The 14,150-nt window shown below is 64.0% G+C and carries 12 protein-coding genes; 9 read left to right on the forward strand and 3 right to left on the reverse strand.

Features of this window, described 5'->3' with window-relative positions; genetic code table 11:
* Positions 1–65 precede the first annotated feature (65 nt).
* On the reverse strand, positions 66–698 hold the full coding sequence (locus QNO18_RS19605) for a 3-oxoacid CoA-transferase subunit B (RefSeq protein ID WP_198835010.1): 633 nt from the start codon (positions 696–698) through the stop codon (positions 66–68).
* Positions 698–1,405 carry a CoA transferase subunit A gene (locus QNO18_RS19610; protein ID WP_283179209.1) on the reverse strand — a complete coding sequence of 236 codons (708 nt, stop codon included), beginning with the start codon at positions 1,403–1,405 and terminating at the stop codon, positions 698–700. Before QNO18_RS19610 ends, QNO18_RS19605 begins: the two co-directional genes overlap by 1 nt.
* 104 nt (positions 1,406–1,509) lie before the next feature.
* Here QNO18_RS19610 and QNO18_RS19615 point away from each other — a divergent pair, with 104 nt between their 5' ends.
* The 9 genes from QNO18_RS19615 to QNO18_RS19655 all read left to right on the forward strand — a co-directional run bounded on the left by QNO18_RS19615 (position 1,510) and on the right by QNO18_RS19655 (position 12,928).
* Positions 1,510–2,109: a LuxR C-terminal-related transcriptional regulator gene (locus QNO18_RS19615; RefSeq protein WP_283179210.1), complete on the forward strand. Its 600-nt coding sequence runs from the start codon at positions 1,510–1,512 to the stop codon at positions 2,107–2,109.
* A 295-nt stretch (positions 2,110–2,404) separates the two neighbouring features.
* Positions 2,405–3,463: an agmatine deiminase family protein gene (locus QNO18_RS19620; RefSeq protein WP_283179211.1), complete on the forward strand. Its 1,059-nt coding sequence runs from the start codon at positions 2,405–2,407 to the stop codon at positions 3,461–3,463.
* Positions 3,460–5,430: an amidase gene (locus QNO18_RS19625; protein ID WP_283179212.1), complete on the forward strand. Its 1,971-nt coding sequence runs from the start codon at positions 3,460–3,462 to the stop codon at positions 5,428–5,430. The genes QNO18_RS19620 and QNO18_RS19625 overlap by 4 nt, the downstream gene beginning before the upstream one ends.
* A 213-nt stretch (positions 5,431–5,643) precedes the next feature.
* Complete coding sequence (locus QNO18_RS19630; RefSeq protein WP_283179213.1) at positions 5,644–6,639, forward strand: iron ABC transporter substrate-binding protein; 996 nt, start codon at positions 5,644–5,646, stop codon at positions 6,637–6,639.
* A gap of 62 nt (positions 6,640–6,701) precedes the next feature.
* A complete protein-coding gene (locus QNO18_RS19635) occupies positions 6,702–8,252 on the forward strand; it encodes an iron ABC transporter permease (RefSeq protein WP_283179214.1) in 1,551 nt (516 codons plus the stop codon).
* On the forward strand, positions 8,249–9,262 hold the full coding sequence (locus tag QNO18_RS19640) for an ABC transporter ATP-binding protein (RefSeq protein WP_283179215.1): 1,014 nt from the start codon (positions 8,249–8,251) through the stop codon (positions 9,260–9,262). Before QNO18_RS19635 ends, QNO18_RS19640 begins: the two co-directional genes overlap by 4 nt.
* Before the next feature lie 68 nt (positions 9,263–9,330).
* Entirely contained in the window at positions 9,331–11,034 is a 1,704-nt protein-coding gene (locus tag QNO18_RS19645; RefSeq protein ID WP_283179216.1) for an ABC transporter ATP-binding protein, read from the forward strand.
* An 82-nt stretch (positions 11,035–11,116) separates the two neighbouring features.
* The gene (locus tag QNO18_RS19650) at positions 11,117–11,824 is read left to right on the forward strand and encodes a GntR family transcriptional regulator (RefSeq protein WP_283179217.1); all 708 of its coding nucleotides are present in this window, start codon (positions 11,117–11,119) and stop codon (positions 11,822–11,824) included.
* Positions 11,825–11,971: 147 nt separating this feature from the next.
* Positions 11,972–12,928: a dihydrodipicolinate synthase family protein gene (locus QNO18_RS19655; RefSeq protein WP_283179218.1), complete on the forward strand. Its 957-nt coding sequence runs from the start codon at positions 11,972–11,974 to the stop codon at positions 12,926–12,928.
* Positions 12,929–13,048: 120 nt separating this feature from the next.
* On the opposite strand, the gene purU is transcribed toward QNO18_RS19655, so the two are convergent.
* Entirely contained in the window at positions 13,049–13,933 is an 885-nt protein-coding gene (purU, locus tag QNO18_RS19660; RefSeq protein WP_283179219.1) for a formyltetrahydrofolate deformylase, read from the reverse strand.
* Between the last annotated feature and the right edge of the window lie 217 nt (positions 13,934–14,150).

Below are 14,150 nucleotides of genomic sequence, written 5' to 3' on the forward strand. Positions count from 1 at the left end.
GGAAGAAGGGGGCCACGGAAAAGGGGGCCTGGCGGCCCCCTTATGTCAGTCTTGCAGTGGTGGGATCAGCCGACGATGGTCGCCTCGGTCGCGGCGCGCAGTTCGGCCTCGCTGATGCCCGGGGCGCATTCGACGATCTTCAGCCCGCCCGGCACCACATCCAGCACCCCAAGGTTCGAGATGATGCGGTCGACCACCGATTTGCCGGTCAAGGGCAGGGTGCAGGCTTTCAGCACTTTCGACTCGCCCGCCTTATTGGTGTGGTCCATCACCACGACCACACGGCCCACGCCCGCGACAAGGTCCATCGCGCCGCCCATGCCCTTCACAAGCTTGCCCGGGATCATCCAGTTGGCGAGATCGCCGTTTTCCGCGACCTCCATCGCGCCAAGGATCGCCATGGCGATCTTGCCGCCACGGATCATCGCGAAGCTGGTGGCGCTGTCGAAAAACGCGGTTTGCGGCAGCTCGGTGATGGTCTGCTTGCCGGCATTGATCAGATCGGCGTCTTCCTCGCCCTCGAACGGGAAGGGGCCCATGCCAAGCATGCCGTTTTCCGATTGCAGCGTGACCTCGACGCCCTCGGGGATGTAATTCGCCACCAGCGTCGGAATGCCGATGCCGAGATTCACATACCAGCCGTCCTGGAGTTCCTGCGCCGCACGGGCGGCCATTTGGTTACGATCCCAGCCAGCCATTATGCCTGCTCCTTCTGGCGCACAGTGCGTTGTTCGATCCGCTTTTCATGGGCGCCCTGCACGATCTTTGTCACGTAGATGCCGGGGAGGTGGACGCTGTCGGGGTCCAGGGCGCCAAGCGGCACGATTTCCTCGACCTCGGCGATGCAGATGCGGCCGCAGGTGGCGGCGGGGACGTTGAAATTCCGCGCGGTCTTGCGGAAGACGAGATTGCCCGAAGGGTCGGCCTTCCAGGCTTTCACAATCGCCAGATCGGCGACGAGGCCGCGTTCCAGGATATAGGTCTGGCCGTCGAAATCGTGATGCTCCTTGCCTTCGGCGATCACGGTGCCGACGCCGGTTTTGGTGTAGAAGCCGGGGATCCCGGCGCCGCCGGCGCGCATCCGCTCGGCCAGCGTGCCCTGCGGGTTGAATTCCAGCTCCAGCTCGCCCGAGAGATACTGGCGCATGAATTCGGCATTCTCGCCCACATAGGACGAGATCATCTTCTTCACCTGGCGGGTTTCGAGGAGTTGCCCGAGGCCGAAGCCGTCAACGCCCGCATTATTCGAGGCGACGGTCAGCTCTTTTGTGCCCGCGTCGCGGATCGCGGCGATCAGCAGTTCCGGAATGCCACAAAGGCCAAAGCCACCGGCGGCGATCAGCATCCCGTCTTTCAGATGTCCGTCCAGCGCTTCGGCGGCGGTATTGTATATCTTGTTTCCCATGATCCCTCTCCGGACTCTGGTCCGATCCCCGGTGATGCTGATGGATTGCAGGCCGGGCCGGAATCCGTAGAAATACGTAGGTGCCCAGGTATAGCGAGACACCGATGCCGTCTTCTGCCCCCGATGACCTTGCCGCACTGGCCTTTCTGCATGCGCCGGAAGCCACGCTGGTGCTGCGCGAGCGGGTGATCCGCCGCGCCAATCTGGCGGCGGGGCGGGTGTTCGGCTGGGACCCGGGCGCGCTCGAGGGCTGTTCGATGCGGGTGCTTTACCCTGGCGAGACCGATTTCGAGCGGCTGGGCCAACGCGCGGAAGAGGCGCTGCGGCTGAAGCCGATGATCCGCGATGAACGTTTCATGCGCCGCCAGGACGGCCAGCTGGTCTGGATGGAGGGCAGGGGGGTGACGCTGACCCCGAAAGCACCGCATCGCCTGGCGATCTGGACCTATCGCGTGATCGAGACGGGGGCGGCGCCGGGCCTTCTGACGCCCGCCGAGATGCGCGTGGCGCGGCATATGGTCGGCGGCATGACCTCGAAGGAAATTGCGCGGGTGCTGGACTGCTCGCCCCGCACGGTTGAGGTGCACCGGGCCTCGATGATCCGCAAGCTCCGGGTCAGAAACAGTTTCGAGCTGATCCGGAGCCTGCTGGATTCCGGAGCGGCGCCGGTCGAGACGAGATCAGAGGGTGGCCCTGAATCGTAAGAACAGTCCGGCCTGGCTGGAAATCGCGAGCCTGGGCCAAGCCTTGTTGCGATGGTCCTTCACCGCGCCTTCGCTGATTGCCAGGCGCAAAGCCAAGGCGGGGGGCGATCTTTGGCGATGTCTTCATCGACACAAATGTCAGGGCGCGTCGCGGCGAGGATGGGGCCAGGCGCCGCCATGTCACCGCCTGGGAGCCGGAGCGCTGTGCCGGGGTGGTCGGACCCTGCTGCGCGCCCTCTTGCGCCAGCGGCGCTTTCTGGCATCTGATCGGGCAACAGTCTGACAGGAGTTGCCGATGCCCGTGGTGCCGAAGAACTGGTTCATGCCCGCCGAGACCGCCCCCCAGGACCGGATCTGGATGGCCTTCCCGCGCGAAAGTGCCACGCTGGGCGAGGGCACGGTCGCGCGCGAGGCGGGCTACCGCGCCTGGGCCGATGTCGCATTGGCCATTGCGCCGTTTCAGCCGGTGACGATGATCGTCGATCCGACAGAGACCGCACGGGCGAAAGCGATGCTTGGCTCTGCCGTTGACCTGGTTGAGCGCCCCATTGAGCATTTCTGGACACGTGATTCCGGCCCGACTTTCGTGCAGGCGGCGGATGGCTCGATTGCGGCGGTCGATTGGATGTATAACGCCTGGGGCTCTGATGACCCGGCGGAATGGCAGAATGACCGGGGCCTCGCGCGCTTTATCGCCGGGCTGGCCGGGGTGCCGGTGGTGTCATCCCTGCTGGTCAATGAGGGCGGCGGCATCCATGTCGACGGCGATGGTACCATGTTCGCGACGGAAACCGTGCAGCTGGATCCGCGCCGCAATCCTCTGGCCGACCGCGTGCGGGTAGAGGCGGAATTCGCGCGCACGCTGGGCGTCGAAAAGGTGATCTGGCTGCCGCAGGGGCTCACAGGCGATTACTGGGAGTTCGGCACCAATGGCCATGTCGATATCGTTGCGACTTTCCCGAGCCCCGGCAAGGTGCTGCTGCATGATCAGCGCAATCCGGGCCATCCGGATCACAAGGTGATGGCCGATATCCGCGCGATCCTTGAGGGCGCGACGGATGCGAAGGGACGCCGGCTCGAGATCATCGCGGTCCCGGCGCCGGAAGCCATCACCGATGCGCATGGGTTCAACGACTGGTCCTACATCAATCACCTGGTGCTGAATGGGGCCGTCATTGCCTGTGGCTTTGGCGAGCCGCGTGCCGATGCTGAGGCGGCTGAGATCCTTGGCGCCGCCTATCCCGGGCGCAAAGTGGTGACGGTCGACGCCCGCGAGATCTTTGCGCGTGGCGGTGGGGTGCATTGCATCACGCAGCATCAGCCCGCCGCCCTTCAGGCCCCGGCACGGGCATGAACCTCCACGGCGCAAGCATCGCCGGTCTGCGCGCGGGCCTTGAGGCCGGCAAGCTTACTTCGGTCGCACTGGTCGCAGGGTATCTGCGCCGCATTGCCGCCTATGATCGCAGCGGCATTCGTCTGAATGCCGTGCCGGTGCTGAACCCCGCGATGTTTGACGAGGCCCGCGCCTCTGATCTGCGCCGCGCGCGCGGCGAGGCGCTCGGGCCGCTCGATGGCATCCCCTATACCGCCAAGGACAGTTACAAAGTCAAAGGCCTGACAGTGGCCGCAGGTTCGCCCGCCTTTCGGGATCTGGTCGCGGGGGATGATGCTTTTGCGATCGGGCGGCTGAAAGCGGCGGGGGCGGTGCTGATCGGGCTGACCAATATGCCGCCAATGGCCAATGGTGGTATGCAGCGTGGCGTTTACGGGCGGGCGGAATCGCCCTGGAATGCCGCTTACCTGACAGCGGCGTTCGCCTCCGGCTCGTCAAACGGGTCGGGCAGCGCGACGGCGGCCTCTTTCGCGGCCTTCGGGCTGGGCGAGGAAACCTGGTCTTCGGGCCGCGCGCCGGCGGCGAATAACGGGCTTTGCGCGCTGACACCGTCGCGCGGGCTGATCTCGGTCCGGGGCAACTGGCCGCTGGTGCCGACGATGGATGTGGTGGTGCCACATGCCCGCAGCATGGCGGATCTGCTGGAAGTGCTCGACGTGATCGTGGCCGATGATCCCGAGACGCGCGGCGATCTGTGGCGGGCGCAGGACTGGGTTGCGCTGCCGCGCCCGTCAGAGATCCGCCCGCCATCCTATCCGGCGCTGACCGCCGCGCTGACGGGCAGGCGCTTTGCGCTACCCGCAATGTATGTGAACCAGGACCAAGAGGCCGGGACCGGGGACAGCCCGGGGATCGGCGGGCCGACCGGGCAGCGGATCGAGACCCGCGCTTCGGTCATTGCGCTGATGGACAGGGTGGTCGCGGCGCTGCGCGCGGCGGGGGCAGAGGTGGTGATCTCGGATTTCCCGCTGGTTTCCAATTACGAGGGCGACCGGAGGGGTGCGCCGAAGATCGGGACGCGGGGGCTTGTCTCGCCGGAATATCTGCGGCGCGAGATTGTCGATCTCTCGGTCTGGGCCTGGGATGATTTTCTGGCCGCCAATGGCGATCCGGGCCTCAACCGGCTGTCGCAGGTCGATGGCGCGGCGATATTCCCGCAGCCCGACGGCGCGCTGCCCGACCGCTATACCGGCTTTGGCGATGATATTGCCGATTACCCCGCCCATGCGCGCGTGCATCCGGTCACGGATTTCCGCGAGATTCCGCATCTGGAAGATGGGTTTCGTGGGCTTGAGGAAACCCGAAAGCGCGATCTGGAAGACTGGATGGACAGGCATGGCTATGATGCGGTGATCTTTCCGGCGGTGGCGGATGTGGGACCGGCGGATGCCGATGTGACCGCGGCCTCGGCGGATCTGGCCTGGAGGAACGGCACCTGGGTCGCGAATGGCAATCTCGCGATCCGGCATCTGGGTGTGCCGACGGTGACGCTTTCGATGGGCGTGATGGCGGATACCGGGATGCCGGCCGGGCTGACGCTTGCCGGCCGGGCCTGGGAGGACAGCAGGCTGCTGGCGCTTGCACGCGCGATGGAACCGCTCCTGCCGCCGACCGGCCTCGCGCCCCGCATACCCGAATTGCCGCCGCTGCCGGTGCCGGGCCCCGCGCAGCGGCTGAAGCTGAGCGTTGCGGCCAGCGCCAGCGGGGCGGGGGAGGTGCGGCTGGAGATCCGCATCGAAACCGATGCGCCCCGGCTGCGCCTGACCGTCGATGGCGCGCAGGTGGAGCCCGTGGCAGTGCCGGATGGCTTTGCTGCCCTGGTCATCCTGCCCGAAAACACCCATCGCCACAGCGTATATGAGCCGCCCCATGGCCCCCTGGTGATCGCCGAGACGGCGACGCTTGCGGCCTTTGTCAGCGCTGGCTGAAAGCACCACTTTTTCAGGAAAATCCGCCTGGCCGGACTGCGAATAGCATTTTGGTCAGAATTGCGGTTTTCTTCTGTGATTACCGATGATAATTGTCAGGATAGGTTTTGCGACAATTCGCGACAGATCCACGATCCGGCCTGTGCCGGAGATCCGGCCCATCCGCAGGCGCAGAACGCGCGGGCGGCGGGGCATAATGGAGGAGGCCTTCTGATGACATTCGCGCCCGGAAAATTTGCGGCTGGCATTGCGCTTGCGCTCGGGATCGGCTCGATGGCGGCGGCGGATACGCTGACCATCTATTCCGGCCGCGGCGAGGCGCTGGTTGCGCCGCTGATCGCACAATTCGAGGCAGAGACCGGCATCAAGACTGATGTGCGCTATGGCTCGACCTCGGAAATGGCGGCCTTGCTGCAGGAAGAGGGTGCCAACAGCCCGGCCGATCTGTTCTGGGCCCAGGATGCCGGCGCGCTTGGTGCTCTGGCCCCGGTCTTCGCAGAGCTGGCGGCGGGCGAGAATGAAAAAGTGCTCGAGGTCTTCCGCGATCCGTCGAACAAATGGGTGGCGACATCGGGCCGGACCCGGGTGCTGGTCTACTCGACCGAGCGGGTCGAGCCGGGTGCGCTGCCCGCAAAGATCACCGATCTGACCGATGCGAAATACAAGGGCCGCGTTGCCTGGGCGCCGACCAATGGTTCTTTCCAGGCCTTTGTCACGGCGTTCCGTCTGACCCATGGCGATGAGGCAACCAAAGCCTGGCTGGAAGGCATGATCGCCAATGACACCAAGGTTTACAAAAACAACGGCACCCAGATCGAAGCCATTGCCGCGGGCGAGGTCGATTATGGCCTGGTGAACAACTACTACCTGGGCCGCTATACCGCCAAGGATGACGCCTTCCCCGTCGATCAGGCACATTTCGAAGCCGGTGATATCGGCAACCTGGTGCTGGTTGCGGGCGCGGGGATTGTCGGAACCTCGGCCAATAAAGAGAATGCGCAGAAGTTCATCGATTATCTGCTCTCGCCCGCCGCGCAGCAGTTCATCACGCTGCAGGGCTATGAATATCCGGTTGTCACGGGCGTGATCCCGCATGCGACGCTGGAAAGCCTTGAGGCTGTCCAGGCGATCAGCCCGAAGGTCGATGTGAACCAGATCGGCGATCTGGAAGGCACGCTCGCGCTGCTGCGTGAGGTCGGGCTGCTCTGAGCTTGTCGGGCATCGTGACATCATCAGGGCGGGCGGGGCGCAGGCCCCGCCCGCCGCTTGCCTTGCTGCTTGCAGCGGGGCTTGTGGGCGTCGGCACCTGTCTGCCGGCGGCCTATCTGGTGATACGCGCCTTCGGGGCCGAGCCGGCACAACTGGCGGAAATCGTCTTCCGGTCGCGCAATCTGCTGCTTTTGGGCAATACACTTTCGCTGGTGGCGCTGGTCCTGGCGATCGGCACACTGATCGCGCTTCCCATGGCCTGGCTGGTGACGCGCAGCGACTTGCGGGCGAAAGGGCTCGTCACATTTATGATGGCGCTTCCGCTGGCGGTGCCGGGCTATGTGATGGCCTATGCGCTTTTGGGACTGTCGGGTTATTACGGGTTTGCGCGGGAATGGTTCGGGGTCTCGCTGCCGCCCCTGCACGGGCTTTGGGGGGCGGCTCTGTCGCTGGCGCTTTACACCTTCCCCTATATCTTCCTGAACCTGCGCGCGGCATTTCTGGGGATGGATCCGGGGCTTGAGGAAAGCGCGGCCTCGCTGGGCCGTTCGCGCTCCGAGGTCTTGCGCCATGTTGTGCTGCCGCAGCTCTGGCCGGCGCTGGTCTCGGCCTGGCTGGTCGTGGGGCTTTATGTGATCGGCGATTTCGGAGCCATCGCGCTGATGCGCTATGAGGTGTTTTCCTACGCGATTTATACGCAATATGCCGGGGCTTTCGACCGGACCTATGCCGCCTGGCTGTCTTTGATGCTGTTGGGCGTGGCGGGCGTGGCACTTTATGCGCAGGCGCGACTGACGCGGAGCCGTCGCTTTGCCCGGGTCGGGACCGGGGTGCAGCGGCGCGGCGTGCCGGTGCGGCTGGGTCTTTGGGCGGTTGCCGCCTGGGGCTGGGTCGTTCTGGTAAGCCTCGCTGCGCTCGGATTGCCTCTGGCGGTGCTGGGGCACTGGATGCGGCGCGGGATTGGCGAGATCGACTGGGCGATGCTGGGGCAGGCGGCGCTGAATTCGGGTCTGGCGGCGGCGGTGGTCGCCGGGCTCACCGTCGCGCTGGCACTGCCGGTGGTTTTGCTGACGCTGCGCTGGCCCGGCTGGTTTGCGAGCCTGACTGACCGGCTGGCCTGGATGGGCTATGCGACGCCGCCGCTGGCCTTTGGTCTTGCGATGGTGTTTTTCACCCTTGCGGTCATCCCCTTTGCCTATCAGAGCCATGGCGTCCTGATCTTCGCCTGGGTGATGACCTTCCTCGCGCTGGCGCTCGGGCCTTTGCGGCTGGCGCTGATGCAGATCGGGACCAGGCCGGAAGAGGCGGCGCGGGCGCTCGGGGTCTCGCCGTTCCGGGCTTTTGCGCGCGTGACGCTGCCGCGTCTGAAAGGCCCGATGGTCGCGGCGGGCCTTTTGGTCTTTATCGCCGTGGTCAAGGAATTGCCGCTGAACTGGATGCTGGCGCCCACCGGCTGGCGCAGCCTTTCGACCACGGTCTTTGGTCGCACCGTCGAGGGCATGATGACCGAGGCCGCGCCATTCGCGTTAGCGATCATCCTTTTTTCGGCGTTTTTCGTCGGGCTGATCCTGAAATATGAAGGCGCCGGCCGTAAGGAATTGGGAAGAAGATGACGGTTGAGCCCCTGCTGTCGCTTTCACATCTGAGCCGGTCTTTTGGCGCGGGCCAGGCCGTGGTCGATGATCTGTCACTGGATCTGGCCGCGGGCGAGATCCTTGCGCTGATCGGGCCTTCGGGCTGTGGCAAGACCACGACGCTCCGGATGGTTGCGGGGTTCGAGACCCCGGACCGGGGCAAGATCCGGCTGGCGGGGCGCGATGTCACCGGGATTGCGCCGGAAAAGCGCGGCATCGGCATGGTGTTCCAGGACTATGCGCTCTTCCCGCATATGACCGTGGCGCAGAATGTGGCTTTTGGCGCCGCAGACCGGGCGCCCGCTACGGCGCAGCGCTTCCTCGATATGGTCGGGCTGTGCGATTTCGGGCTGCGTTACCCCGATGAGCTTTCCGGCGGCCAGCAGCAGCGCGTGGCGCTGGCGCGCAGCTTTGCCGCCGCGCCGGCGGTGATCCTGCTGGATGAGCCGTTCTCGAATCTTGATGCCGCGCTGCGCGCCCGGACAAGGCGCGAGATCCGGGCGCTTTTGAAGGCGAGCGGCATCGGTATCCTCTTCGTCACCCATGACCAGGAAGAGGCGCTCAGTTTCGCCGACCGCGTCGCGGTGATGAAAGACGGGCGCCTGTTGCAATGTGGCCCGGCGGCTGAGGTCTATGACCGCCCCGCCGATCCCTTTGTCGCGGGCTTTCTGGGCCGCACCAATCTGATCACCGGCGAGGCGAGGGGCGAGAGTTGCGAAACCGTGCTGGGCCCGATCGCGCTGGAACGCCCGGCCAGCGGCCCGATCGGATTCTCGCTGCGTCCGGAACAGATCACTATTCGCGAGGCCGGGGCAGGCGAGGCCGCCCGGGGCCGGGTCACCTCGGTCGAATTCAAGGGGCATGATCTGACCTATTGGGTCGATTGCAACGGAACCGAGATCCAGGTCGATCAGATGGGCGGCCCGCGCCTGCCCGAGGGGGCTCCGGTGATGCTCTCGGTCGCGGGCAGGGTGGCGGCTTTCGGCTGAGAGGTCTTGACCATTCGGCGCTCCGGGTCCAGGCCATATCTTTGCCCCGAAGGCTGACAGAGTGAGACATGCTGCGTGATTTCCTGAGCTACTACCGGCCCTGGAAGACCCTGTTCTGGGTCGATTTCGGCTGTGCGGTCCTGTCGGGCCTGTTGGAGCTGGCCTTTCCGCTGGCAGTCCGGGGCTTTATCGATGTGCTGTTGCCGGCGGGGAACTGGTCCCTGACGCTGATCGCGGCGGCGGTGCTGATGGTGGTCTACCTCGTCAATACCGCGCTGATGGCAATTGTGACCTATTGGGGCCATATGCTCGGGATCAATATCGAGACCGAGATGCGCAGGCGCGCCTTTGACCATATCCAGAAACTCTCCTGGAGCTATTTCGACAAATCGCGCACCGGCCATCTGGTGTCCCGCGTGACCCGCGATCTGGAGGAGATCGGCGAGGTTGCGCATCACGGGCCCGAAGATCTGTTCATCGCGATCATGACCTTTATCGGGGCCTTCGCGCTGATGCTCTGGCTGCATCCGCCGATGGCGATCATGACGGCGGTGATCGTGCCGGTGGCGGTGCTGATTGTCTCGGTCTTTGGCGGGCGGATGACGGCGACCTGGCGCGCGATCTACAGCCGTGTGGCGAATTTCAACGTCCGGATGGAGGAGAATGTCGGCGGTATCCGCGTGGTTCAGGCCTTTGGCAATGAGGAACATGAGAAAGCGCGCTTTGCGCATGACAATGCGATGTACCGGCGCACGAAACTCGATGCCTATAAGATCATGGCGGCAAGCCAGGCGCTGAATTATATCGGGATGCGTGGGGTTCAGGTGCTGATCATGGTCGCGGGCGCGGGCTATGTGCTGGAAGGCAGCCTGACAGCGGGTGGTTTCGTCGGTTTCCTTTTGCTGTCCTCTGTGTTCTTCCGGCCGCTGGAAAAGATCGCTGCTGTGCTGGAAACCTATCCGAAAGGTATCGCGGGGTTCCGTCGTTATCAGGAGCTGCTGGCGAATGAGCCTGATATTGCCGACCTGCCCAATGCCCGCCCGGCGCCTGCGCTGTCCGGCGCGATGCAGTTCAATGCTGTGAACTTCGGCTATGATCCCGCGCGCCCGGTGCTGCGCGACATCACCTTTGACGTGAAGCCCGGCGAGACGCTGGCCTATGTCGGCCCGTCAGGCGCGGGGAAGACCTCGCTTCTGGCGTTGCTGCCCCGGTTCTACGAACCGGCCTCGGGCGCGATCACGCTTGACGGCCATGACATCACCAGATTTACCCTCGACAGCCTGCGCCGTCAGATCGGGATCGTGAGCCAGGATGTTTACCTCTTTGGCGGCACGCTGCGCGAGAATATCGCTTACGGTCGGCTGGATGCGACCGAGGCCGAGATCATCGCAGCCGCCGAACATGCGCAGCTTTCCGAGATGATCGCGCGGATGCCGCAGGGGCTGGATACCATTGTGGGCGAACGCGGTGTCATGCTGTCGGGCGGCCAGAAGCAGCGCGTCGCCATCGCCCGGGTCTTCCTGAAGAACCCGCCGATCCTGATCCTCGACGAGGCGACCTCGGCGCTGGATACCGAAACCGAACGCGAAATCCAGGCCGCGCTGGAGCGCCTGGCCGAGGGCCGCACCACGCTGGTGATCGCGCATCGCCTGGCGACGATTCGCGATGCCGACCGGATCATCGTGATGGAGGAAGGCCGGATCACAGAAACGGGCACACATGCCGAATTGTCGGTCAGTGGCGGGCGCTATGCGCGGCTTTCGGCGGCCTGATCGCGCCCCGGTGCCTTGTCGCTGTTGATCGCGGAAAAACAGTGGCGTATTCCTTTTGTCGACATGAAGGGGATGCGCGCCGATGACTGCCAGCGAAACGCCTGCGGGGCATGACCGCAAACGCGGCTCCGGCGTGCGGATGGTCTACGAATTGTTGCGCGACCAGATCCTCGATCTGGAACTGCCGCCAGGCTCTATCGTCGATGAGATCCAGCTTGCCGACCGCTTTGGCATGTCGCGCACACCGATCCGCGAGGCGCTGGTGCGGCTTGCGGCGGAAGGGCTGATCGACACGCTGCCGAACCGCTCGACCATGGTGTCGCAGATCGACTTCGCCAATCTTCATACTTTTTTCGACGCGCTGACGCTGATGTATCGCGTCACCACACGGCTTGCGGCGGAATATCACACGGCCGAAGACCTCGACCGCATCCGCGCGCATCAGCGCGCCTATGAAGAACGCTGTGCGGCAGGGGACGAGATCGGCATGATCGCGACCAACCGCCAGTTCCACCAGACCATCGCCGAGGCCGGGCGCAACCGCTATTACCTATCGCTCTTCAGCCGCTTGCTGGATGAGGGGCGCCGCCTGCTGCGGCTTTACTATTACAGCAGTTTCGAAGGCGATATGCCGGCGCTCTGGCTGCGCGAACATGAGCAGATGGTCGCGGCGATTGCCGCCCGCGATATCGGCGCCGCCGATCAGGTTGCGCGCGCCCATGCCGATCAGATCATCCGGCAGATCCAGAAAGCGATCACCCGCGACCGCCGCCAGGACATCTCCATCTGATCTTTCCGGGGGAGGCCAGGCTGCGCGCGGATCTCCGCCTGAACGGAATTTATGTCGACAAATAAAATACAAACTCTATACTCACGGCTGAACCACGGAATCGTGCCGCCAGACCTCTCGCGCGGCCCCAACAGAGGAACCAGCCAGATGAGCGATATCTTCACCGGCACCATCCCCGCCCTGATGACGCCCTGCAAAGCCGATCGCAGCCCCCATTTCGATGCGCTCGTGAAAAAGGCGAAAGAGCTCGTCAGCCTTGGCATGTCCTCTGTGGTCTATTGTGGCTCGATGGGGGACTGGCCGCTCCTGACTGACGCGCAGCGGATGGAAGGCGTCGAGCGCCTCGTGCAGGCCGGTGTCAAAGTGATCGTCGGAACCGGTGCGATCAATACAGCTTCGGCTGTGGCCCTGGCAGAACATGCCGCAAAGACCGGTGCGCATGGCCTTATGGTGATCCCGCGCGTCTTGTCGCGCGGCTCGGTCGCGGCGGCGCAGAAGGCGCATTTCAAGGCGATCCTTGCGGCCGCTCCGAAGCTGCCGGCCGTGATCTATAACAGCCCCTATTACGGGTTCGAGACCAAAGCCGATCTCTTCTTCGCGCTGCGCGCCGAACACCCGAACCTGATCGGCTTCAAGGAATTCGGCGGCGATGCCGCGATGACCTATGCCGCCGAAAACATCACCTCGGCCGATGACGACGTGACCCTGATGATCGGCATCGATACCTCGGTCTTCCATGGCTATGTCAATGCGGGCGCGACTGGCGCGATCACCGGCATCGGCTGTGTGCTGCCGCGCGAGATCCTGACGCTGGGCAATCTTTGCAAGGCCGCCGCCACCGGCGATGTCAAAGCCCGCCGCCTTGCCAAAGAACTCGACACCGCTTTCTACGAGCTCGCCCGCGTCGATGGTGGCGCGGATCTGGTCCTCTTCTTCAAACATATGATGGTGCTGAAGGGGAACCCTGAATACGCGCTCCATTTCAACGAAGATGACAAACTGTCGCCGAGCCAGGCCGGTTTCATCGAAAAGCAACTGGTGCTGTTCGACACCTGGTATGCCGGATGGTCGAAACTCGACGAAGTCAAACCCTGGCTGGCCTGAACCGGCCCGGCTTCACAAATCAAAGGGCGCTCCCATAAAAGGAGCGCCCTCGCTGTTTTCATCTGTCCTTAAATATCCCCGCCGGAGGCCTCCGGCCAGTCATGGCCGGACCGGCTGTCCTCAGCCCATCCGCTCCGAGGCATAGGATCCGGGCGAGGCCGGGAAGACGACCGTCTTCTCGCCATTGATGAAGACCCGCCCATGGACATGGGCATGGATCGCGCGGCTCAGAACCGAGGCCTCCACATCGCGGCCAAGGCTGACATAATCCTCGCCCGACTGGGCATGGGTGATGCGGACAATGTCCTGCTCGATGATCGGGCCTTCATCCAGATCGGCAGTGACGTAATGCGAGGTCGCCCCGATCAGCTTCACGCCGCGTTCAAACGCCTGCTTGTAAGGATTGGCCCCTTTGAACGAGGGCAGGAAGGAGTGGTGGATATTGATGATCCGCCCCGACATCTCGCGGCACATCTCATCCGAGAGCACCTGCATATAGCGCGCCAGCACGATCAGCTCGGCCCCGGTTTCGCGCACCACCCGCATCTGCTCGGCCTCGGCCTGGGGTTTGTTCTCTTTGGTGACCCTGATGCAGTAATAGGGGATGTCCTGGTTCACCACGACCTTCTGGTAATCCATATGGTTCGAGATCACCGCGACGATCTCGATCGGCAGCGCGCCGATCTTCGAGCGGTACAATAGGTCATTCAGGCAATGGCCAAAGCGCGAGACCATGACGATGACCTTGCGCCTGGCTTCCTCATCGAAGAACTCCGCTTCCATATCGAAGGGCCTGGCGACCGCGGCAAAGGCCTCGCGCAGGTCTTTCAGCGTTTTGCCCTCTTCGCTGCGAAAGCTCACGCGCATGAAGAAGCGGCCGGTATGGGCATCATCGAACTGGCTGGAATCGGTGATGTTGCAGCCCTGACCGGCGAGGAAGGACGAGATGGCGGCAACGATGCCGCGGGTCGAGGAACAGGTGACGCGGAGGGCGAGTTTGGACATTGTCGATCTTCATGCCTGGAATATGGGAGGAGGGACGGCGGCAGGCCGCTGGGTGAAGGAGGGGCGGCGACAGGTCTCCGGGAGGGCGCCGGGAATGGGGGTCAGCCTATGCCCCGGGAGGCAGGGAATGTCATGCGAACATTCCGCTTTCCTGTATCAGAAAAGCGAAATGCCCAAAAAACAGTCTGAAAAAATGTCGAAAGAAACCATCCGGGTA

The sequence above is a fragment of the Gemmobacter sp. 24YEA27 genome (genome assembly GCF_030052995.1).
In the GTDB taxonomy this organism is placed as follows: Bacteria; Pseudomonadota; Alphaproteobacteria; order Rhodobacterales; family Rhodobacteraceae; genus Pseudogemmobacter.

Excerpts from the sequence above, each read along its gene's own strand:
- QNO18_RS19650 (WP_283179217.1), top strand. The coding sequence starts at position 11,117 with ATGACTGCCAGCGAAACGCCTGCGGGGCATGACCGCAAACGCGGCTCC.
- QNO18_RS19645 (WP_283179216.1), top strand. The coding sequence starts at position 9,331 with ATGCTGCGTGATTTCCTGAGCTACTACCGGCCCTGGAAGACCCTGTTC.
- QNO18_RS19655 (WP_283179218.1), top strand. The coding sequence starts at position 11,972 with ATGAGCGATATCTTCACCGGCACCATCCCCGCCCTGATGACGCCCTGC.
- QNO18_RS19615 (WP_283179210.1), top strand. The coding sequence starts at position 1,510 with ATGCCGTCTTCTGCCCCCGATGACCTTGCCGCACTGGCCTTTCTGCAT.
- purU (WP_283179219.1), bottom strand. The coding sequence starts at position 13,933 with ATGTCCAAACTCGCCCTCCGCGTCACCTGTTCCTCGACCCGCGGCATC.
- QNO18_RS19610 (WP_283179209.1), bottom strand. The coding sequence starts at position 1,405 with ATGGGAAACAAGATATACAATACCGCCGCCGAAGCGCTGGACGGACAT.
- QNO18_RS19630 (WP_283179213.1), top strand. The coding sequence starts at position 5,644 with ATGACATTCGCGCCCGGAAAATTTGCGGCTGGCATTGCGCTTGCGCTC.
- QNO18_RS19620 (WP_283179211.1), top strand. The coding sequence starts at position 2,405 with ATGCCCGTGGTGCCGAAGAACTGGTTCATGCCCGCCGAGACCGCCCCC.
- QNO18_RS19640 (WP_283179215.1), top strand. The coding sequence starts at position 8,249 with ATGACGGTTGAGCCCCTGCTGTCGCTTTCACATCTGAGCCGGTCTTTT.
- QNO18_RS19625 (WP_283179212.1), top strand. The coding sequence starts at position 3,460 with ATGAACCTCCACGGCGCAAGCATCGCCGGTCTGCGCGCGGGCCTTGAG.
- QNO18_RS19605 (WP_198835010.1), bottom strand. The coding sequence starts at position 698 with ATGGCTGGCTGGGATCGTAACCAAATGGCCGCCCGTGCGGCGCAGGAA.